The sequence below is a fragment of the Kitasatospora sp. NPDC003701 genome (assembly GCF_053587085.1).
This window is the reverse complement of sequence record NZ_JBSFNM010000089.1, coordinates 1-21019: the sequence shown is the minus strand read 5'-3', so window position 1 is coordinate 21019 and position 21019 is coordinate 1. Positions and strand designations below refer to the sequence as shown.

General features: G+C 74.0%; 14 protein-coding genes and 1 pseudogene. 7 read left to right on the top strand and 8 right to left on the bottom strand.

Features of this window, described 5'->3' with window-relative positions:
• Positions 1-67: 67 nt before the first annotated feature.
• On the bottom strand, positions 68-1396 hold the full coding sequence (locus tag ACWDRR_RS41200; protein WP_449777447.1) for a serine hydrolase domain-containing protein: 1329 nt from the start codon (positions 1394-1396) through the stop codon (positions 68-70).
• Positions 1397-1661: 265 nt separating this feature from the next.
• Between ACWDRR_RS41200 and ACWDRR_RS41195 the strand changes: the two genes are divergently transcribed.
• Both ACWDRR_RS41195 and ACWDRR_RS41190 read left to right on the top strand, forming a co-directional pair.
• The gene (locus tag ACWDRR_RS41195; RefSeq protein WP_449777446.1) at positions 1662-2681 is read left to right on the top strand and encodes an alpha/beta hydrolase; all 1020 of its coding nucleotides are present in this window, start codon (positions 1662-1664) and stop codon (positions 2679-2681) included.
• A gap of 162 nt (positions 2682-2843) precedes the next feature.
• Positions 2844-4820, top strand: a complete 1977-nt coding sequence (locus ACWDRR_RS41190; RefSeq protein WP_449777445.1) for a glycoside hydrolase family 5 protein — start codon at positions 2844-2846, stop codon at positions 4818-4820.
• 145 nt (positions 4821-4965) lie between these two features.
• Here ACWDRR_RS41190 and ACWDRR_RS41185 read toward each other — a convergent pair whose 3' ends face one another.
• The 4 genes from ACWDRR_RS41185 to ACWDRR_RS41170 all read right to left on the bottom strand — a co-directional run bounded on the left by ACWDRR_RS41185 (position 4966) and on the right by ACWDRR_RS41170 (position 10803).
• The gene (locus ACWDRR_RS41185; RefSeq protein ID WP_449777444.1) at positions 4966-6537 is read right to left on the bottom strand and encodes a hypothetical protein; all 1572 of its coding nucleotides are present in this window, start codon (positions 6535-6537) and stop codon (positions 4966-4968) included.
• Positions 6538-6566: 29 nt separating this feature from the next.
• Entirely contained in the window at positions 6567-8945 is a 2379-nt protein-coding gene (locus ACWDRR_RS41180) for a glycoside hydrolase domain-containing protein (RefSeq protein ID WP_449777443.1), read from the bottom strand.
• Positions 8946-9129: 184 nt separating this feature from the next.
• Positions 9130-10326 (bottom strand): DUF4185 domain-containing protein, encoded by a 1197-nt coding sequence (locus ACWDRR_RS41175; RefSeq protein ID WP_449777442.1) that lies wholly within the window; start codon positions 10324-10326, stop codon positions 9130-9132.
• Between the two features lie 252 nt (positions 10327-10578).
• Positions 10579-10803 carry a hypothetical protein gene (locus ACWDRR_RS41170; protein ID WP_449777441.1) on the bottom strand — a complete coding sequence of 75 codons (225 nt, stop codon included), beginning with the start codon at positions 10801-10803 and terminating at the stop codon, positions 10579-10581.
• A 157-nt stretch (positions 10804-10960) separates the two neighbouring features.
• Between ACWDRR_RS41170 and ACWDRR_RS41165 the strand changes: the two genes are divergently transcribed.
• From ACWDRR_RS41165 to ACWDRR_RS41145, 5 genes are all read left to right on the top strand, one after another.
• Positions 10961-13642 carry a helix-turn-helix domain-containing protein gene (locus ACWDRR_RS41165; RefSeq protein ID WP_449777440.1) on the top strand — a complete coding sequence of 894 codons (2682 nt, stop codon included), beginning with the start codon at positions 10961-10963 and terminating at the stop codon, positions 13640-13642.
• 201 nt (positions 13643-13843) lie between these two features.
• Complete coding sequence (locus tag ACWDRR_RS41160; RefSeq protein ID WP_449777439.1) at positions 13844-14986, top strand: serine hydrolase domain-containing protein; 1143 nt, start codon at positions 13844-13846, stop codon at positions 14984-14986.
• Positions 14987-15058: 72 nt separating this feature from the next.
• Positions 15059-16183: an alpha/beta hydrolase gene (locus ACWDRR_RS41155; protein WP_449777438.1), complete on the top strand. Its 1125-nt coding sequence runs from the start codon at positions 15059-15061 to the stop codon at positions 16181-16183.
• Between the two features lie 179 nt (positions 16184-16362).
• Positions 16363-17196, top strand: a complete 834-nt coding sequence (locus ACWDRR_RS41150) for a DUF6585 family protein (RefSeq protein WP_449777437.1) — start codon at positions 16363-16365, stop codon at positions 17194-17196.
• Positions 17197-17370: 174 nt separating this feature from the next.
• Entirely contained in the window at positions 17371-18294 is a 924-nt protein-coding gene (locus ACWDRR_RS41145; RefSeq protein ID WP_449777436.1) for a ketopantoate reductase family protein, read from the top strand.
• Positions 18295-18436: 142 nt separating this feature from the next.
• On the opposite strand, the gene ACWDRR_RS41140 is transcribed toward ACWDRR_RS41145, so the two are convergent.
• The 3 genes and pseudogenes from ACWDRR_RS41140 to ACWDRR_RS41130 form a co-directional block, all read right to left on the bottom strand.
• A complete protein-coding gene (locus tag ACWDRR_RS41140) occupies positions 18437-18928 on the bottom strand; it encodes a MarR family winged helix-turn-helix transcriptional regulator (protein ID WP_449777435.1) in 492 nt (163 codons plus the stop codon).
• A 16-nt stretch (positions 18929-18944) separates the two neighbouring features.
• Positions 18945-19952, bottom strand: coding sequence for an MFS transporter (locus ACWDRR_RS41135; protein ID WP_449777434.1), 1008 nt, complete (start codon positions 19950-19952; stop codon positions 18945-18947).
• A gap of 251 nt (positions 19953-20203) precedes the next feature.
• Positions 20204-20623, bottom strand: a pseudogene (locus tag ACWDRR_RS41130) (MFS transporter); the annotation flags it as partial.
• Between the last annotated feature and the right edge of the window lie 396 nt (positions 20624-21019).

Below are 21019 nucleotides of genomic sequence, written 5' to 3'. Positions count from 1 at the left end.
TCGCCCGGTCAGCCCCGGTCAGCCCCGGTCAGCCCCGGTCAGCCCCGGTCAGCCCCGTCAGCCCCGGTCAGCCGCTCTGCGCCGTGGTGGCGGTGGTCGGCACCGGCTTGCCGAACATGGTGCAGATCACGGCGGTCTGCAGCGCCCGGTCGGCCTCGGCCAGCTTCGGATCGGCCTCGAACTCGTACCGGAACTCCGTCGGCACGAGCACCGTCGCGGTGCGGCCGCCGGTGCCGTCCGTGTAGTTGGCGCTGGAGTACCCGGTGATCCCCCCTTCATGGGCCCAGATGGTGCCGCACGAGGTGGTCACCGTCTCGACGCCCAGCCCGTAGCCGGGCCCGTCCACCGGGTTCTCCGGGTCCATCGGGACGGTGGTGCGCAACTGGGCGAGCTGGGCCGCGGGCAGCAGTCGCCCGGACATCAGCGCCGTGTAGAACCGGGACCAGTCCGCTGCGGTGGACACCACCGCGCCGGCGCTGCCGCCCCAGCTCGGATCGTTGCCGGAGACGTCGACCTGCCCGTCGTGGTGCACCCCGGCGACCGTCCTGAACTCGGCGGGCACACCCGGCGGCATGTGCGCGGCGTCCGGTTCGTAGCCCCGGACGTACCGGCCGCGCCAGCCGCCGTCCGTGGCGAGGTAGGTGTGCCGCAGGCCCAGCGGCCGGGCTATCCGGTCCCGGAGCAGGTCGGCCGGGCTGACGCCGGTGACCTGTTCGAGGAGGGCGCCGACCGCCGCGTAGTTCGTGTTGCTGTAGGACCACTTGGTGCCCGGCGGGAACAGCGGCTCGTGCTTCGTGCCCAGCGCGAGCAGCTCCGCCGAGGTCCACCGGTGCCGGTCCGTGCCGAGGATCGCGGGCCGGAGCGCGCTGTCCCCGGTGTAGTCGAACAGGCCGCTGGTGTGGTTCAACAGCATCCGCACCGTGATCGCCCCGCCGTTCGGGACGCTGCCCGGCAACCACCGCTCGACCGGGTCGTCCAGGCCGAGCCGGCCTTCGGCGACCAGTTGGAGCACCAGGGTGGCCATCATGGTCTTGGTGTTGGACCCCATCCGGAACTCGTCGCCCACGTCGAGGCGGTGGTCCTGCGCGGCCCAGGGGGCCTGCTCGGCGATCTCGATCGGCCGGCCGCGGCCGTCGTCCACCCGCACGATCACCCCCGGGGCTCCCGCCGCCACCAGGCGGCGCGCCAGCCGGGTCAGCCGGGCCTCGACCCCGGCCCGGTCCGCCGGGGCCCCGGCCACCACCGCGTCCCGGGCGGCCGGCACCGCCGGGGCGGGACGGGCGAGCGCGGGCGTCGCCGACCCGAGGGCCAGCCCCGACACCGTCAGCACGGCCCACACCGGCCGCAGCCGGCGTGACCACCTCGCACGGTCCGACGAGAACACATCACGGGACATCAGGCGTTCCTCTTCTCTGCCCGAGGGCCGGCCCGACCGGCCCCGACGGGTCCAGCCTCCGCCCCACGGACGGCACTTCGGGCCCGAACGCGCCGACTGACCCCCGGTCACCTCCGGCGCCGGGGAGCTGTGGGCCCGGCCCGGCGGGTGGTTGACTACGCCGCATGCGCCTCGCTCCGACCTTCCCCCCGGTCCCGGACCTGCCGCCGAGCCGTCCCGGCCGAACGGCCGGCCGGTGCCTCCCGGCCCGAGGGGACGGTCCGGCATGAGCGCCGCCGACCTGCCGCCGGAGCCGGGCCCCGCCGCACCGACCGGGGCCGCGCCCCCCTTCGACCCCGAACTCGCCGCCGCGCTGGCGGCCCTGGGCGGCGGGGCCCGGGAGCCGATCACCCCGGAGAACCTGGCGGTCCGGCAGGCGCTGGACGTCGCGGCCCGGCCCAGGCCGACCGTCCGGGAGCTGGAGGCCGACGGCCGCTTCGAGGTGGCCGAACTGCGGGTGCCGGGAGCGCCGGACGGGCCGGACGTCACACTGGTGAGCGCGCGGCCCGCCGGGATCCCCCGGCCGCTGCCGCTGCTGTACTACCTGCACGGCGGCGGGATGATCATGGGCAATGCCCGGTCCGTCCTTCCGCAGCTGCTGCGCGAGTGGGCTCTCCCGCTGGAGCTGGCCGTGATCTCCGTCGAGTACCGCCTGGCACCGCGGACGCGGTACCCCGGACCGCTGGAGGACTGCTACGCCGGCTTCGTCTGGGCGGCCGCGCACGCGGCCCGACTGGGCATCGACGCGGACCGCATCGTGATCGGCGGCAAGAGCGCCGGCGGCGGACTCGCCGCCGCACTCGCCCTGCTCGCCCGGGACCGGGGCGGCCCCGTCCCGATCGGGCAACTGCTGCTCTGCCCGATGCTCGACGACCGCAACGACACCTTCTCCAGCCACCAGATGGCCGGTCTCGACACCTGGGACCGCACCTCCAACGCCACCGCCTGGCAGGCGCTGCTGGGCGACCGGTACGGCGCCGCGGACCTCCCGCCCTACGCGGCCCCCGCCCGCGCCGCCGACCTGTCCGGCCTTCCCCCGGCCTACCTCGACGTCGGGTCGGCCGAGACCTTCAGGGACGAGGACGTCGCCTACGCCCAGGCGCTCTGGCGGGCCGGCGGCGAGGCCGAACTGCACGTGTGGCCCGGCGGCTTCCACGGCTTCGACACCTTCGCCCCGCGGTCGGCGCTCGCCCGGGACGCCCGCGACGCCCGTTCCCGCTGGCTCCGGCGCATCCTCGCGCGGTGATCCCGCCCGTCCGGGCCGCGCCGGACGGGAACCGCGGTCGGGCGGTGGCTCGCGGGGCCTCCCGGGCGGGCCCGGGGTGTGCCAGGATCCCGGGTGACCGTGTACATGCGGGCCGGTCCCCGGCGGGGGCGACCGGCGTCCATCACCCTCACCCAAGTCGGGATGACCATGAGAAGACTCGCACTGCGCGTGCTGTCCGTGGCAACGACCCTGTCCGCATGTGTCGTGGCGTCACCCGGCGCCGCCCCGGCGGCACCGGCCGCCGTCACCACAGCCACCACCACGGCCGCCACCGCACCGGCGCCCGCCCCCGTGGCGCTCACCGGTGCCCAGCTGGCGGCCTCCTGGACCGGCCCGCTGAGCACCCGCGGCCGCTACGTCGTCGACGCGAGCGGCAACCGGTTCAAGCTGCGGTCCGGCAACTGGGCCGGCGCCCAGGGCACCTGGCAGGGCAGCGGCGACACCACCGGTCCGGCGAACAACCAGGCCGGCCAGGTGTCGTACAACCTGCCGCTCGGTCTGGACCGGGCACCGCTGCCCGAGATCATGGCCGGATTCCACGGCCTCGGGCTGAACAGCGTCCGGCTCCCCTTCGCGGACGCGATGATCCGGGACACCACGGTCGTGCCGGACGTCGCCGTCGCCGCCAACCCCCAGTTGCGCGGCCGCACCCCGCTCCAGGTCTACGACGCCGTGGTGGCCGCCCTCACCGCCGACGGGTTCGCCGTCGTCCTCAACAACCACACCACCTCCTACCGGTTCTGCTGCGGCCTGGACGGCAACGAACGCTGGAACAGCGGCCAGTCCACCCAACAGTGGGAGGAGGACTGGCTGTTCATGGCGAACCGGTACCGGGCGAACAAGCGCGTCGTCGGCGCCGACCTGCGCAACGAAGTCCGCCGGGACACCTGGGACGACCCCAACTGGGGCATGGGCGACGGCCACGACGAGTACGCCGCCTTCGAGGAGGCGGGCAACCGGATCCTCCAGGCCTCGCCCGACCTGCTGATCATCATGGAGGGCATCAACTGGCAGGGCATCCCGCTGGCCGGGCTCTACCACGGCCGCCCGATGCTCAAGCCGGTCGCCACCCTCTCCAACACCCTGATCGACTCCGGCAAGCTGGTCTACGCGGCCCACTTCTACGGCTACACCGGCTCGGCCAACACCGGTGCGGGCAGCGGGCCCGGCTCCACCGGTGATCCGCGCTACCAGGACCTGACGCCCGAACAGCTGGCCGCGGTGGTCGACGAGGAGGCGCTCTTCGTCACCCGGTCCGGACAGCACTTCACCGCTCCGGTCTGGATCAGCGAGTTCGGCGCGGGCGGACGCGGCTCGATCGACGCCAAGGAGCAGGCCTGGTTCGACCGCTTCACGGCGATCCTGGCCGCCCGGGACGCCGACTTCGCCGTCTGGCCGCTGGTCGGCTGGCACAACGACGGTGTGCCGCAGGACTCCTGGGCCCTGCTGCACTACGACCGGGCCGGCCGCCGGCTCAGCATCGAGGACCAGGGCGACTGGCGGGCCCCGTACTGGAACCGGCTGATCGCGGCCCCCTCCTTCACCGGCCAGGTGCCGCGGTCGCCGCGCTGGAACCTGCTCGACCTCGACCACACCGACCAGAACGTGTCCCGGCGGATGCTCGCCCTGCCCGACTGGAGCAGCGGCAACCGCAAGGGCAACTGCCCCGACGGCCAGCGCCTGGTCGGCCTGGGCCGCAGCGACAGCCGCGGCCTGTGCACCGACGCCGGGCAGCCCGCCACCGGGCCGGGCGCCTGGGTCACCGTGACCGACGAGCGCTACGTCACCGACGGCGACTGGGCCTCGGGCTACAACAAGCTCCAGTGCCCGGCCGGCCACCTCGCCGTCGGCTACAGCGTCCACGGCAATGCGATGGCGGCGCTGCTGTGCGCCCCCGCAGCCGGCGCGCTGCCCGCGACGAACCGGGTCCTCTGGTTCGACCGGGGCGACAACCGTCCGCCGGCCTCCACCGGGGCCGACTCCGCGGCCAGCGACTGGGCACCGGGGTACTACAAGGGCCAGTGCGCCGCCGGCGAGTACCTCGCGGGCGTCGCGATGACCTGGCGCTGGACGCACGGCGGCGTCCCGGACGCGCTGCTCTGCCGCCCGCTGGCCTGACCGACCCGACCCGCCCCGACCCGACCCGCCACCCGTGGGACCGGTCCGGGGCGGGGATCAACCCCCGGGGCCCGCCCGGCCGTTGGAGACCATCCTCCGGCCGGGCGGGCCCCTTCGGAACCTGCGGGCGGGCGCCGCGCCGCCGTCAGGCCAGTGCCGGGCCCGCGGTGGAGTTCAGCCAGGACCAGCCGGACCAGGTGCTGAAGCCGGTCTGCCACCGGTGGAAGACGCCCGCACCACTGCTGCCGAGCACCTCCAGCCGGCCGTCCTGGTTGGTGGCCGCCGCGACCCCGGTACCGCCGGTGCCGAAGGTCTCCCACGGCGACCAGTCGCCGTTCACGGCCGTCTGCCACAGATGGGTGGCCGTGCCGCCGTTGATGGCGAACACCTCGATCCGGCCGTCGGCCGAACGCGCCGAGGAGAGCTCGGAGCCGGCGGCGGCGCCGTCGGTCCCGGTCCAGCCCGACCAGCCGGTGGGGCCGGTCTGCCACCGGTGGAACACCCCGGTGGCGTTGGAGGCGAACACCTCCAGCCGGCCGTCCGTGTTGTGACTGACCGTCAGATCGTGCCCGCCGCCGCCGAAGGCGTCCCAGGCCGACCAGCCGCCGTTGGGCGCGGTCTGGTACAGGTGGCCGAAGGTGGTGTCCGACAGGGCGAACACCTCCAGCCGGCCGTCGGGCGCGCTCTCCATCTGCAGCCGCGCGGCGGCGGGGCCGCCGAGACCGGCCCAGGCGGCGAACGGCCCGTTGGGCGCGGTCTGCCAGGTGTGGAACACCCCGGTGGGGCCGGAGGCGAAGACCTCGATCCGGCCGTCGGCGTTGCCGCCGGCCGCGATCCGGGAGCCGCCACCGCCGAGCCCGGCCCACCCGGACCAGCCGGCGTTCGGCGCGGTCTGCCACATGTGGTCGAGCGTGGTCCCGTTGAGCGCGAACACCTCCAGCCGGCCGTCCCGGTTCGGTGCGACGGCCAGCTGGGCGTTGGCCGGGCCGCCCTCGTCGACCCATTCCGACCAGCCGCCGTTGGCCGACAGCTGCCAGGTGTGCCAGACGCCGCCCGGGCCCGCGACGAAGGTCTCCAGCCGGCCGTCCGCGTCACGGCCGGACACCATCCGGCCGGACTGGTACGGGTGCGGCGTGACCGCGCTGTCCTCGATGACGTTGTGGTAGCGACGGGCGCTGAAGGAGCCGTTGGGGTGCCCGTCCAGGGAGGCGTCACCGATGTTGGCGGTGAGGTGGCGGACCGGCGTCGAGCCGAAGGAGTAGTAGGAGAAGCCGCCGTCGCCGTCGAGCCACCGGTCGAAGATGAACACGTGCTCGGTGTAGTTGTTCAGGATGTCGCCGGGGCGCAGGTCACCGCGGTCGATGGGGTACGTGTACGCGTCCGACAGCGACCCCGTCCAGGCGTTGGCGTCCAGGTGCCAGGCCATCGACACGTAGCCCGAGCAGTCGCGGCGGTAGTCGAAGTCGCCGCCGGGACCGGGTGAGTAGCCGCCCTGGTCGTAGGGGCCCGGCTGGTGGTCGACCCAGTACTGGGCCCGCGCGATGATCTCGCTGCGGGTGATCGGGCCGCCTCTGGTCGAGGCGGCGGAGGCGCCGCCCGCGGTCGCGAGACCGGTGCCCGCCAGCGCGAGGACGAGGGTGACGACCGCCAGCAGGGCCCGGACCGTGGCTCCGGACGCCTGCGACACCGGCCGGAAGGGATGACCGAAGGGTGACATCGCGCGCTTCACTGCTCCTCCCGACGTGTTCACGCGCCGACCCAGGCCGCGCCGCCGAAGGTGCCGTCGGCGTTCCAGCCGCTCCAGCCGCCGTTGGGCGAGTTCTGCCAGATGTGCGAGATGTTGGCGCCACCGGGAGCGAGGGCGAACACCTCCATCCGGCCGTCCGCGTTGCGGCTCACGTTCACGGTCGCGGCGGCTCCGCCGAAGGAGCCGTTCCAGCCGCCCCAACCCGAGTTCGGGGCGGTCTGCTCGCGGATCGCGACGCTGCTGCCGTTGGGCCCGAGGACGAAGACCGCCATCCGCCCGTCGGCCTGGTGGCCGACCACCGGGGTACCGCCCGTCGGTCCGCCGAACGGGCCGCCGCCGTCACCGTTCCAGGCACTCCACCCGCCGTTGGGCGCGGTCTGCCAGATGTGCGCGATCGAACTCCGGTCCGGCGCCACCGCGAACACCTCCATCCGCCCGTCAGCGTTCTGACCTATCGTCAGATCCGAGGCCGCTCCGCCGAAGGAGCCGTTCCAGCCGCCCCAGCCCGAGTTCGGGGCGGTCTGCTCGCGGATCGCGACGCTGCTGCCGTTGGGCCCGAGGACGAAGACCGCCATCCGCCCGTCGGCCTGGTGGCCGACCACCGGGGTACCGCCCGTCGGTCCGCCGAACGGGCCGCCGCCGTCACCGTTCCAGGCACTCCACCCGCCGTTGGGCGCGGTCTGCCAGATGTGCGCGATCGAACTCCGGTCCGGCGCCACCGCGAACACCTCCAGCCGGCCGTCCGCGTTCTGACCCACTGTCAGTCCGGAGGCGGCCGGACCGAAGGACGCGTCCCAGGGGCTCCACCCGCCGTTCGGCGCGGTCTGCCAGATGTGCTGGATGCTGCTCCGGCCGGAGCCCAGGACGAACAGTTCGAGCCGCCCGTCGAGGTTCCGGCCGACCACCGGCAGGCCGCCGACCGGACCGCCGAGCCGCTGCCACGCGCCCCAGCCGCTGTTCGGGGCGGTCTGCTCCCGGTAGAAGAGCCCCTGCTGGTCCGGCGAGACCGCGAACGCGATCATCGCACCGTTCGCCTCCCGGCCGATCGCCGGGTTCTGCCGGCCGTCCCCGAAGTCGTCCCACCTCCGCCCGGAGGCCGCCAACTGGACGTCCAGGTAGTCGGCGTCGATGTTGATGGTGATGCCGCCGTAGGTCTCGTCGCGGCCACCGGTGTACTGGTGGATCCGCTGGTGGTTCGCCCACAGGTGGTCCGGGATCGCCGGATCCGAGGTGCTGGTGCCACCGCTGCCCGGCCACGCCGCGAAGTCGATGACGTCCGGCATCGCGTAGGAGCCGTAGTTGGCGACCAGGTCGGAGATCGTGCTGCCGGCGCTTCCGTACACGCCCGACAGGTAGCCCCGGGCGTGCAACTGCGTGGTCCAGGCGGACAGGTAGCCCAGCACCAGGCCCGAGTACTGCGGGGCGTAGTGCTCGTTGTCCATGTAGACCGGGGTGCCGGGCGGGAAGCCGAGGGCCGACAGCTGCGCGATCGCGTCGTCGGCGTCGGCCGCGCCCTGGGCCGCCGACGGGATCGTGGCGCAACCGGGGCAGGCACCGGGTGCCTGGTGGCCGACGTACAGCGGGAAGAAGTGCCAGCCGATCGAGGCCTGCCGGGCGACCCAGTCCGAGGTCAGGTTCGGCTGGTCGCAGGTGCGGTTGACGCCGCCGATGTAGAGGCCGATCGCGCCGTAGGGCGAGGCGTCCATCCAGGTGCGCATGGTGGACGAACTCGGGGCCGCGCACGGGTCGAAGCCCTGGCCGGTGTAGTTGGTGGCGCTCCCGTCCACGGCGGCCGCGAGAGCCGCGGTGGTGCCGGCGGCGCCCGCGGCCGGGGCGGCGCCGGTGGCCGTGGCGGCGCCGGTGGCCGTGGCGGTGGCCGGGGCGGCGCCGGTGGCCGTGCCGGTCGTCGGGGCGGCGCTCCCCTGCGCCGCCGCCCCGCCCGACTTCGGCAGACCCGCCCGGTCGAGGATCGTCGTGACGGCCGGCCGGTCGCTGCCGTAGGCCGCCGTGACGGTGACCGAGCCGGTGGTCACGGTGATCTCGCGGGAGGCGGCGTTCTCCCGGGCCCCGCCCGCCGCGCCGGACACCGCCGGCTGGACCAGGATCGCCTCGCTGCGCCCCCGGAGGTGGGACGGGCAGTCCTGGTCCTCTCCGGGACGGCCCAGGTAGACGGCGTGCCGGTCGAACCGCACGCAGGTGTTCGGCGCCGCGTCCAGGTCGATCACCGGCCAGGACGCCGGCACCCGTAACGTCGTGCCCCGGTAGGTCACGTTCTTGCCGTCGCCGGGGGACGCGGCTGCCGGTCCGGCGGCCGCGAGGCCGGCGGACGAGAAGACCAGCACGCCCACCAGTGCTCTGGTGAGGATGGCGAGTCCCACGAGGACTCCTTCCGATCTGGACGTCGAACGGTGCGGACGTCGAGCGGTGTCGACATCGAGCGGCGCGCGAACGTCGGGCAGTTGGAACGTCGAGAAGGACGAACGTCGGGCAGGAGGAACGTCGGGCAGTTGGAACGTCGGGCGGTCCGGACGAACCCGCGCAACCGCGGCTGCGCGGCCCGCGCTACGGCCGGATGCCGTCGAACTGCAGCACCCGGTAGGCGCCCTGGGCGGTCCACTGGGAGACGATCAGGGTCAGCGAGGTGGCACCGGCGCTGCCGGGGTGGATGTAGCCGCCGTACAGGCTCTCGACCTGCGGCCGGCCCCAGTGGCTCGGCGGCCAGAAGGTGTTGGCGACGATCTGCGGGACCGGCGCCGACCACGCGGCGTCGGGCCGGGACGCGGTGCGGGTGCAGATCGAGCCGTCGTTCACGTCGAGGTAGCTCATGCAGTAGCGGCCGTCGATCCGCTTGACGGAGAACTCGCCGATGTTGTTGCCGGGCCCGAACAGCGGTGCCGGCGGGGTGCCGTCGCTCGCCCAGTACCAGCCGCCGTTGTACGCCCAGCTCTGCTGGGCGCCGAAGTTGCCGGCCCGGAAGTCGTCCGGATCGATCCGGAACAGCTGGATCGCGCCCTGGTCCGCGGTGTTCTTGTGGGTGCCGTTCCAGCGCTTGGAGAAGATGTACAGCCAGCCGTCCGGGTCGATGCCCGCGAAGGACCACATCCCGTACATCGACTGGTTCACGCCCTGGTACTGACCGGCCCAGTGGTAGGGGTGGTCGGTCCACGTCCGGCCGAAGTCGTCGGAGTACGCGACGCCCGACATCAGCGAGCCGTCCTCGCCGGCGGGCAGCGGATCCGGGCCGATGCCGCGCACCACGGAGGTGTACTGGAGGTAGGTGCGGCCGCCGAACTCGATGCAGTCGTTCGGAATCCGGGTGGCCTCCACCCCGTGCCCGTTGTCGGCGCCGTGCGCGTAGTCGAACAGCTGGGCGGCGCCTCCGTCGGGCATGGCGTGGGTGAACGAGATCGGCGACGCCCCGGAGCGGTCGAAGTCGGCCTGGTTCAGCATCACCGGGGAACCGAGGTAGGTGTTGCCGGCGTCGAAGGAGTCGCCGAAGACGTAGCCCCAGGTGTTGTCGTGCTCCCGGTGGTACGGAATGCCCAGGTCGCCGCTGCCCAGCCCGTACCGGCTCGCCGAGTCACCCGGCAGCTGGCACAGCGGCGCGCCGGTCTGGCCGACGCCGTTGGTCGCGGCGGCCGGCCCGGCGGCGGCCACTCCGGCACCCACCGCGAGGCCGGTGCCCAGGACGATCCCGGTACCGGTCCGGAGCAGTGATCGCCGGGTGAGCTCGTGGCCCGGTTGCGGTGAAGTGGACATGGATCTCCCTCGGTTGTGTCGCGACGCGGGATGTCCCGGCCACGGGACGTGGGGGCGCGGGACGGCGGTCCCGCCGCGGCCCCGACGCCCATGCTGTGGTCCGGGCCGCCCGGGAGGACAGGCCACGGGACCGGCCAAACGCGACCGGTCACCCCGGACGACCGGTCACCCCACGACCGGTCACCCCACGACCGCTCACCCCACGACCGGCCGCCGCTCACGCGGGTACCACCGCGCGACGGGGTGGCGCCGCTAGCGCGGGCACGCCGCCGCGGCGATCAGCAACAGGAGCGCGATCCCGGCCACCACCAGGCAGCCGCAGCAGCCGCGCGGACTGCGGCCGACCTCGACGTGGCCCCCGGGAGGAGTGCCGGGATGCCTCCTCCCGTAGTGCTCGATCTGCTGCCGTTCCCCCTCGGCCTCGTCCAGCCAGGCCGTCCTGAAACTGCACTCACCGCACCAGTAGCGGTAGGCCACGTCGACTCCTCGCTTCCCGCCGCACACCGCGCCTCCATGAGGGCAGCGATTGTGGCGTTCGTCATGTTCGGCGGACAGGCCATCCGGCCGGACATCGCTGACCGGTCGTCACAGGTAGGCTCACCGGCGATTTACTGGCGAGTAGAGAGGCGCCTCGGTGACAGATCAGCTCGGCACGCTGCTACGCCGGCTGCGCGGCCAGGCGGGCCTGACGCAGGAACAGGTCGCGGAGCGGTCCGGAGTGAGCGTGCGCACCATTCGCCGGCTGGAGAGCGGCAGATCCACCGACCACCGGCTGGGCACGGTGAACCTGCTGGCCGACGCCCTCGACATCAGTCAGGAGGACCGCCGGCACCTGGCGATCACGCTCGCGAAGGCGCGCAGCGGGTCGGCCTCCGGGCAGCCCGGACCGGACCCCGCACCGCCCGAACCGCCGGCGGCCCCGCCCGGCCGGGCCGAGGGGCCGCCCGAGCCACCGACCGCACCCGAGGCACCCGAGGCACCCGAGCCGATCACGTCACCCACGCCCCCCGCGCAACCCGAGGCCCCCACGCCCCCCGGGGCACCCGGGGCACCCGAGGCACCCGCGGCACCCGAGGCACCCGCGGCACCCGAGGCACCCGCGGCACCCGAGGCCCCCACGCCCCCCGAGGCACCCGGGGCACCCGCGGCGCCGTTGCCTCCCGCGCCGAGGCCGGTGCACGCCGCGCTGGCCGACGCCGCACTGGAGTTGGCGACGGAGGTCCGACGCCGCTGGCGGCGCGAGGAGGCGCAGCGCCGGGTCCACGACCCGTTTCCGCTCCCGGTCCGGTGGCAGCCGGCACCCGCGGGCCTGACCGACCGTTCGGACAACATCCAGCGCCTCGGCCCGGGGGCGGTACCCCGCCAGGTGGACCTCAGCGGGGACCTGCGGAGCGTGGCCGAGGTCTACCGGCGGATCTCCTCCGGGCGGTTGGTGATTCTCGGCCGGGCCGGCTCGGGCAAGTCGATCCTCACCATCAGGTTCGTCCTGGACCACCTGGAGGCCCCGAGCGTGCCCGGCCGGGTCCCGGTGGTCTTCAGTCTCGGCTCCTGGGACCCGACCACCACCGCGCTGCGGGACTGGCTGATCGGCCGGCTGCTGCGCGACCACCCGCATCTGGCCCGGCGGGGCCCGCACGGGTCGACCCTGGCCGCCGCGCTGGTCGACGCCGACCTCGTCCTCCCCGTCCTCGACGGCTTCGACGAGATCGCGGAGGGCCTGCGGCGGGAGGCGCTCGACGCGCTCAACGCCACCTCGCTGCCGCTCGTCCTGACCAGCCGGCACGAGGAGTTCGCCGAGGCCGTCCAGGAGGCGCACGCACCGCTGCTCTGGGCGGCCGGCATCGAGCTCTCCGACCTCACCCTCGACGACCTGGTCCACTACCTGCCCCGCACCGCCCGACCGGTCACCCGCGGCGCAGCCGCGGGCACCGGTGCCGGTGACAGCGGTTCGGTCTGGGGCCCCGTCCTCGACGAACTGCGGGCCGGGGCGGGCACCGACCTCGCCGCGGTGCTGACCACTCCCCTGATGGTGATCCTGGCGCGCACCGCCTACAGCGAGACGCCCGACCGCGATCCCGCCGAACTGCTCGACACCGCGCGGTTCCCCACCGCGAAGTCGCTGGAGGAGCACCTGCTGGCCGGCTTCGTCCCCGCCGTGTACCGGCACCGCGCCCCGGAGCGCGACGCCCCCGGGCGGCCGGCCCGGTCGCCGGGCTGGGACCAGGGGCGCGCCCAGCACTGGCTCGGCCACCTCGCCCACCACCTCGTCCGGCTCGACCACGACCGGCAGGACCTCGCCTGGTGGCAGCTCGGCGACTCGCTGCCGCGCTCGACCAGGATCACCGCCGTGGTGGCGGCCACCTCGCTGAGCGTCGCCGTCGCCGACTGGCTCGTCGGCCTGTTCGTCAGCCTGCTCGGTGCCCCGCTCGGGCTCGAACTCGGCATCGGGATCGGTGAGGTCCTCCTGCAGGGGAGCCTGATGGGGCCGGTCGCGGGGCTCGCCTTCGGGTCCGTGTACGCGATCCTGATCACCTTCGGCGGCGGGGAGGTGTTCGAGCCGACCCGGGTGCGACTGCGCCTGCCCGGCACCCACCGGAGCCTCGGGCGCCGGCCGGTCCGCACCTTCCTCGCCCGGTTCGGGGACGGCCTGCTCGGCGGGTCCGTCATGGGCGTCGGCTGCGCGTGCGCCCTCGCCCTGGAGCGCGCCCTGTACGCGGGCTCCCCGCTCACCGATCCGGACGTGGTCCGGGGCACCCTGATCAACATGCTCTGCTTCGGGCTGACCTTCGGTTCGGCCGCCGGGCTGGTCTTCGGGCTCTCGGCCGCGCTCGAAGCACCCGTGGACGTCACCTCCGCGGCCACCCCGGTCAGTCTGCTCTCCTCGAACCGCGCGACGGTGGGCCGGCAGTTCCTCGTCCTGGCGCCGGCGCTCACCCTGACCATCGCCGGCGGCGGGCGCCTGGTCGTCGACCTGTTCCAGGACTCGTTGGGACCGCTGAACTGGGGCGTCTCGGACGGCCTCTTCATCGGTGCGATCGGCGGGATCGGCGGTACGGTCTCCTACCTGCTCGCCTTCACCGCCTGGGGCCAGTGGCTGGTGCTGTCCCGCGTCTGGCTGCCGCTGACCGGCCGGCTGCCCTGGCACACCGTCGCGTTCCTGGACGACGCCTACCACCGCGGCGTGCTGCGGCAGACCGGCGCGGTCTACCAGTTCCGGCACGAGCGGCTGCAGCACCACCTCGGCCGCACCTTCCGGCACCAGCACAGCCACTACGCGCCGGCCACCTTCCCGCCCGCGCCGGCCGGCTCGCCCTGACCGCCGGGGCCCGGCCCACCACCGGTCAGGGCGCCCACGCGGGACGGCCGGTCACATGTGGCCGGTGCCATGGCCTGTCCGCCGGGCCGCCCGGACAGCAGCATCGGGGGTACCGGGTCGACGCGGCGCCGGCGGCCGGCCCGCTCGGGCCCGGACGCGGGCGCCGCGCGCCGCCCGGCCACCCGAAGCCCGAGGAGTCCGATGAAGCCCCTACGTCCGACCGCCGTCGGCGCCGCACTGGTACTCGCCGCCCTCGCCGGCGCCGGGCCGGCGCACGCCGACACCCCGACCGCGGCCGCCGTCCTGCAGGCCGGCGCCCAGCAGGGCGTCGCCGACGGATATCCCGGCGTGATCGGCCTGGTCCGCCGGGGCGACACCACCCGGTACGTGCACGCGGGCGTCGGCGACCTGTCCACCCGGGTGCCCGCCGACCCGGCGGCGAAGTTCCGGATCGGCAGCAACACCAAGGCGTTCACCGCCACCGTGCTGCTCCAGCTGGAGGGCGAGCAGCGGCTCTCCCTCGACGACACCGTCGACCGGTGGCTGCCCGGAGCGGTTGCCGCGAACGGCTACGACGGCACCGGGATCACGGTCCGCCAGCTGCTGAACCACACCTCCGGCCTGCCCGACTACGCCAAGGACACGGCGTTCTCGCTCTCCTACGCGCTGAACACCGAGACCGACAGGCCCTGGCCGCCGCAGACCCTGGTGGACCTCGGCCTCAAGCAGCACCGGCCCACCGGCTCCCCGGGCCGGCAGTGGAGCTACTCCAACACCAACTACGTCCTGGCCGGCATGGTGATCAAGGCGGTGACCGGCAACGACGCGGCCACCGAGATCCGGCAGCGGATCATCGAACCGCTCGGCCTGCGCGACACCGGCTTCCCCACCGCCGATCCGACCGTCTCCGGCAACCACCTGCACGGGTACGAGTACCCGGTGATCGGCATCGGCATCCGGGACGTCACCGTCTCCGACGTCCAGGCCTTCGGGCCCGCCGGGGCGATCGTGTCGACCCTGGACGACCTGACCGCCTTCTCCCGGGCCCTGGTGACCGGTCGGCTCCTGGCACCCGCGCAGGAAGCCGAGCTCAAGACCACCGTCCCGGTGACCGCCGACGGCACCGTCGGCTACGGCCTGGGCATCGTCCACGTGCAACTGCCGTGCGGCCAGTGGGCCTGGAGCCACAACGGCGCCGTGCTGGGCTACTTCAGCGACTGGTACACCAGCGACGACGGCAGCAGGCAGGTCGCGCGCGCCAACAACGAGTTCCACCTGCTGGCCGGGACGAAGGGCCAGCAGGACACCGGCAAGGCCACGGTCGACGCCTACTGCGCGCTGTAGGCCCGCCCGGCCCCCGCCGCACCCTGTTGCGGGGCCCCGACCATCGTGCACGCCACCCCGAGAGGACCACTGATGACCTCGCTCCCGCCCGCCTGGCGCCGGCACGCGAAGGCGGCCGTCGTCGCCGCGGCGATGGCCGTGTCCGCGCTGCTCGTCGCCGCGCCCGCGCACGCGGACCGGCCCGCCCTCCCCGCCCTCCCCGCCGTGCCCGCCGTGCCCGCCGTGCCCGCCGTGCCCGCCTTCACCGACGGGTTCGGCCTGACCCTGGTCGGTGCCCCCGAGGTGCACTCGGACACCGACTTCACGCTCACCGTGACCACCGCTCAGCTCTCCGGCACCCACAAGATCCGGATCTTCCTGCCCCGGGGCTACGACGCGGACCCCGGCCGGCGCTGGCCGGTGACGTACTTCCTGCACGGCGGGGCCGGCACCGTGGACGACGCCGCGGCCGCCCCGGCCCTGCGCTCGGACGCGATGATCACCGTCGTCCCGGACGGCGGTCTGAAGGGCTGGTACGCCGACTGGGTCATGCAGAACACCGTGCTCGGCAAGGCCAACTGGCAGACCTTCCACACCGGCCAGGTCGTCCCCTTCATCGACGCCAACCTCCGCACCCTCACCGACCGGTCCCACCGGGCCGTCGTCGGCCTGTCGATGGGCGGCTACGGCGCCCTGCGCTACGCCGAGTACCGGCCCGACCTGTTCGGCCACGTCGCCTCGCTGTCCGGCGGCATCGACCTCGGCATGACGGAGATCCGCGCGACGGTCCTGGCCACCGAGCTCAACCTGCCGGGCGCCTGGTGCGCCGCGAGCACCTCCGGCACCGGTCAGTGCGTCGGCTACGGGCCCTACGTCGACAGCGACGCGATCTTCGGCTCGCCCTACCCGATCTTCAACGCCGACCACGTCTGGAACGAGGTCAACCCGGCCGCGGGCGCCAACCTGGCCAAGCTGGCCGGCACCGACATCACCCTCTACACCGGCGACCAGGGGCCCATCGACCACTTCACCTCGATCGCCACCAGCACCGTCCGGACCCGCCTGAACCAGCTCGGCATCGCCAACCGCCACGTCGACTACGGTGACGGCTCCACCCTGTCGCCCACCTGCAACGGCGGCCACAACTACGGCTGCTGGGCGCCGGCCCTCGCCGACTACGTTCCCCGGCTCGAAGCCGCCTTCGCCGCGGCGGGCTGAGTCCTCGCCGGGCCGGCGGGCCCGCTGCCCGCCGGCCGTGTGGTCGCGGGGCGGAGCGGGCCCGCCGGCCCGGCGCCCCCGTACCCGCGCGCGACGAACACGATGAACACGATGACGAGGCCAGGCACCCGGCGGTCGTTCCCGCCGGTGTGCGCAGGGCCGGATTGCAGAGGGCGAGAATGACCGGACAGGACGGCCGTGCGGACGGCCGGGACGAGTTCCTGACACTGATCGACGGGGCGGCGGTCCGCAACCGGCTGGGAGAGCGGCAGGCGGTCCATCCGGGCACGCAGTCGCAGGCGAGCTCGGCCGGCTGCGCGGTGGCCGGGGTCGTGGTCTTCGGAGGACTGGCGCTCGTCCTGTCCCTCACCGAGGCGGCGGTCCTGGCCGTCATCCCCCTCATGCTGCTGCTGATGGTCCCGTTCGGCATCTGGATCGAACGGTCCACGACGAAGAAGAACCGGGGCCTTCGGCTCGATCTCTACGAGCACGGTCTCACCGCCGTGGTCAAGGGCCGGGTCCATGCCGTCCGCTACGAGAGCACCTCCGTCCGCCAGAACACCGTCCGGCACACCGGGGTCGGTGGCTACACCTCCTACGAGTACACGCTCACCGACGTCGACGGTACGAAGGTCGTGCTGCGCGGCCGGGCGGACCGGACGGGCGAGGTCGCCCAGAAGGGCAGGTTCGCCAACCCCCAGGAGTGGGGGCCGGCCGTCCAGCAGGCCGTCACCCGCGCGCAACTCCCCCGCGCCGTCGCCATCCTGAACTCCGGGGAGCGGCTCGACTTCGGCAGGCTGTGGGTGACCAGGGACGGCGTGGGGTCGGCCCGCGAGTCGACGCCGTGGCACGAGATCCAGGAGATCAAGGTGTTCAGCGGCTTCGTCAAACTCAAGGTCGCCGGGCGGTGGCGCGCGCCGGCCGGCGCCGCGGTGAGCACGATTCCGAACTTCTTCGTCTTCCTCGCCCTCGCCGAACACCTGCGGCGCCCCGGGAACAGGCCGGCCGGCTGACCCCGTCGCGCCGTCGAGAACACGACCGGGCGCCACCGCAGCGGCCGGGTTCGTACCGGGACTGCCCGGCCGGGGCCGGCATTGACCCGGCCCCGGCCGGAGGAGATCATCGTGCCGGGTCCAGGGCGACAACCCGTTCCGGGTGTCGACCCGCAAACCGAAAGGAACCCGGCCATGTCCGCATCCGGACAGCTCACCACCGACACCGTCCCGATCCCCGCCCGTTCGACCGTCGCCGTGCTCGGCCCCGGAGGAGTCGGCGGCCTGCTCGCCGCGCTGCTCTCCCGCGCCGGGCACCGCGTGATCTGCCTCGCGCGGGAGGAGACCGCCGCTCCGCTGCGTCAGGACGGCATCCGCGTCCGCAGCAGGCAGTTCGGCGACTTCACCGCGGCGGTGGAGGCGGACGGCCTGCTGCGCGAGCCCGTCGACCTGTGCCTGGTGACGGTCAAGAACACGGCGCTCGACGCGGCACTCGACCGCGTCCCGCCGCAGTGGCTCGCGAACGGTCTGGTGGTGCCCCTGCTCAACGGCGTCGAGCACCCGCACACCCTGCGGGCGCGCTACGGCGACGAGCGGGTGGTACCCGCCGTGGTGCGCGTCGAGTCCACCCGCACCGCGCCGGGCGTCATCGAGCACGGCAGCCCGTTCGTCGAGATCGACCTGGCCGGCCGCCCGGAGCGGTCGGCCCCGCTCGCCGGCCTGTTCACGGGAGCGGGCGTAACCGCCCGCGTCCTGCCGGACGAGAACGAGGTCCTCTGGGGCAAGCTGGCCTTCCTGGCCCCCTTCGCCCTGCTCACCACCCGCCACCGGCAGCCCATCGGCACCGTCCGGTCCGAGTGGCGCGGCGAGCTGTCGGCCCTGGTGGAGGAGACCGCCGCGGTCGGCCGGGCCTGCGGGGGCCGGACGGTGGCCGCCGAAGTCCTGGCGCGCTACGACGCGTTCCCCGCCGACAGCAGGTCGTCCATGCAGCGCGACGCCGAGGCGGGCCGCCCGCTGGAGCTCGACGCGATCGGCGGCGCCCTGCTGCGCGCGGCCGACCGCCACGGCATCCCGGTCCCGCTCACGACGCGGCTGGTGGCGGAGCTGGCGGCCGGATGAGCCGGCCCGGCCCGCGCGGCTGACCACTGTCCCCGGTCGGCCCTTCCCGCTCGGCGGGCGAGGGCCGACCGGGCAGGCCGCGCGGACCGGCGCGGGCCGCCCGCACTGCAGTCTGCTCCGGCCGGGACACCCGTGTCGGCCGTCAGCTCCCGTCCTCGGGCTCCTCCGCGAGGAGTTCCAGCACCGGCAGCGCAGCGAGCAGGGTGTCCGTCTGGTCCGGGGAGAGCCGGGCCAGGCGGCGGGCCAGCAGTTGCGAGCGCTGGGCGCGGATCTGGGTGATGGTGTCCCGGCCGTGCTCGGTGAGGGTGATCAGTGCGGAGCGCCGGTCCCGGGGGTCGGTCTCCTTGGCGATCAGCCCGTCGGCGTGCAGCGGACCGAGCGTGCGGTTCATGGACGGCGGGGCGACGCCCTCGCGCGCCGCGAGGTCCACCAGCCGGACCGGCGCGTGCTCCTCGATCCGGGCCAGCGCCGAGAGCTGGGCGAACGTCAGGTCCAGCCGGGTGGACGCCTGCACCATCTGCCGGTGCAGGCGGGCCACGGCCAGCCGGAGCCGGGCGAGGTCCCCGGCCGGCAGGGCGGGGGCCTCCGTGGGCTGCGGGCGGTCGGCCCCCGTCGGGCTCGGTTCCGTCGCCATCGGCCGGTGGCCCTCCTCAACTGCGCGGACGGACCCGGGACGCCTGCTCGGGGGCGCCCGGTGCGCTCTTCACCGTACCGTCCGCCCGGGGCGCACCGGTCGCCGGCCGACCGCGCACCAGGGAGGCGGCCGCACCCAGCAGCGAGAGCACGATGGCGAACCAGAACACCACCACCAGGCCGTCGTGGAACGGACCGGAGATGAGCTGGGGGAAGAACTCCCGGCCGGTGAGCGTCTGCGCGTTGCCGGGCGGCAACTGGCCGAGGACGTTCGGGCCGAGCAGTTCCCGCACCGGGTTGTAGCCCAGGAAGGCCGCGAACAGCGTGCCGACGGGCGGCAGGGCGGCGATGCCCTGCGCGGTCCCCGTCGGCACGCCCTGCGCGGTCAGCCCGCTCTCCAGCCCGTGCGGCAGCGAGCCCGCCAGGCCGGCCACCATCAGCGAGAAGAAGATGCCGATGGAGAGCACCATGCCGGCGTTCTGGAAGGTGGCGCGCATCCCCGACGCCGCGCCGCGGGCGTCGGCCGGGACCGCCGACATGATCAGCGAGGTGTTGGGCGCGGCGAACAGGCCGCCGCCCAGCCCGTTCAACAGGATCAGCAGAGCGAACCAGACGTACCCGAAATCGGTCGGCAGGAGCAGCAGACCGCCGAAGGAGACGGCCATCAGCGCGAGCCCGCCCGCGGCGAAGAGCCGGGCGCCGTACTTGTCGGAGAGGTGCCCGGCGAGCGGTCCGGCGATCAGGAAGCCGACCGTCAACGGGATCATGTAGATGCCCGCCCACAGCGGGGTGTCCTCGTACTGGTAGCCGTGCAGCGGCAGCCAGATGCCCTGCAGCCAGATGATCAGCATGAACTGCAGGCCACCGCGCGCGCCACCGAGCCGAACAGGGTGGCGGCGTTGCCCCCGGTGAAGGAGGCGTCGCGGAACAGCCGCAGCGGGAACATCGGCTCGGCGGTGCGCCGCTCGACGACGCAGAACAGCAGGAGGACGGCGGTGCCGCCGATCAGCCCGGCCAGCACCCACGGGTCGGTCCAGCCCATGGTGTGGCCGCCGTAGGGCTGGATGCCGTAGGTGATCCCGGCCAGCAGGGCGGTCAGGCCGACGGCGAAGGTCAGATTGCCCCACCAGTCGATCCTGGCCGGGCGGCGCACGCCGGTGTCGCGCAGCGAGCGGTAGGCCCAGACCGTGCCGAGCACGCCGATCGGCACGTTGACCCAGAAGATCGAGTGCCAGTTCCACTCGGCCAGCACACCGCCGAGGACGAGTCCGATGAACGAGCCGGCGATGGCGGCGACGATGTTCACCCCGAGGGCCATCCCGCGCTGCCGCGCCGGGAACGCGTCGGTGATGATCGCCGCCGAGGTGGCCATCAGCATCGAGCCGCCCACCGCCTGGGCCACCCGCCAGAGGATGAGCCAGAGCGCGCCGCCCCCGCCGGACATCGGGTCCAGCGAGAGCGCGACGGAGGTGAGGGTGAAGATCAGGAACCCGGCGTTGTAGATCCTGACCCGGCCGTGGATGTCCCCCAGCCGTCCGAGGGTGACCACCAGGACGGCGGTGACCAGCATGTAGCCCATCAGCATCCACAGCAGGTAGCTGACGTTGCCGGGCTCCAGCGGGTCCAGGCCGATGCCGTTGAAGATCGCCGGCAGCGAGATCAGCACGATCGAGCTGTTGATCGTGGCCACCAGCATGCCGAGCGTGGTGTTGGACAACGCCACCCACTTGTACCGCGGGTGGTCCTGCGCCGCGATCGCCATGGCGACCCCCCAAGGGCCCGAGAAAGTCGTTAGTTGCGCTCAACTAACTATCTGCCCGGGAGGGAGTGCCGCGCAAGACCGCCCCGCGCGGCGACGGGCACCCCGTTCCGAACGGCGCTCCCGGCCGCTCCGGAGCCCCCGCCCGCCCGGAATTCGTCACGGTGAGTCACACCCGACCCGCGACGGGTGAGGGCTGTGGTGCGGGCCACCCCGACCCGGGTCACCGACCCGCGAATCCGGCACGGGCGGCCGAGGACCCGTCACGCACCGTCGACGATGTGCCCGGCCTCACAGCACCGAACCTGTGGCGCGGACCACTCCGAGGCCCTG

Bases quoted from the DNA above. Each gene is read 5' to 3' on its own strand.
- ACWDRR_RS41200 (WP_449777447.1), bottom strand. From the start codon at position 1,396: ATGTCCCGTGATGTGTTCTCGTCGGACCGTGCGAGGTGGTCACGCCGG.
- ACWDRR_RS41195 (WP_449777446.1), top strand. From the start codon at position 1,662: ATGAGCGCCGCCGACCTGCCGCCGGAGCCGGGCCCCGCCGCACCGACC.
- ACWDRR_RS41190 (WP_449777445.1), top strand. From the start codon at position 2,844: ATGACCATGAGAAGACTCGCACTGCGCGTGCTGTCCGTGGCAACGACC.
- ACWDRR_RS41185 (WP_449777444.1), bottom strand. From the start codon at position 6,537: ATGTCACCCTTCGGTCATCCCTTCCGGCCGGTGTCGCAGGCGTCCGGA.
- ACWDRR_RS41175 (WP_449777442.1), bottom strand. From the start codon at position 10,326: ATGTCCACTTCACCGCAACCGGGCCACGAGCTCACCCGGCGATCACTG.
- ACWDRR_RS41160 (WP_449777439.1), top strand. From the start codon at position 13,844: ATGAAGCCCCTACGTCCGACCGCCGTCGGCGCCGCACTGGTACTCGCC.
- ACWDRR_RS41155 (WP_449777438.1), top strand. From the start codon at position 15,059: ATGACCTCGCTCCCGCCCGCCTGGCGCCGGCACGCGAAGGCGGCCGTC.
- ACWDRR_RS41150 (WP_449777437.1), top strand. From the start codon at position 16,363: ATGACCGGACAGGACGGCCGTGCGGACGGCCGGGACGAGTTCCTGACA.
- ACWDRR_RS41145 (WP_449777436.1), top strand. From the start codon at position 17,371: ATGTCCGCATCCGGACAGCTCACCACCGACACCGTCCCGATCCCCGCC.
- ACWDRR_RS41140 (WP_449777435.1), bottom strand. From the start codon at position 18,928: ATGGCGACGGAACCGAGCCCGACGGGGGCCGACCGCCCGCAGCCCACG.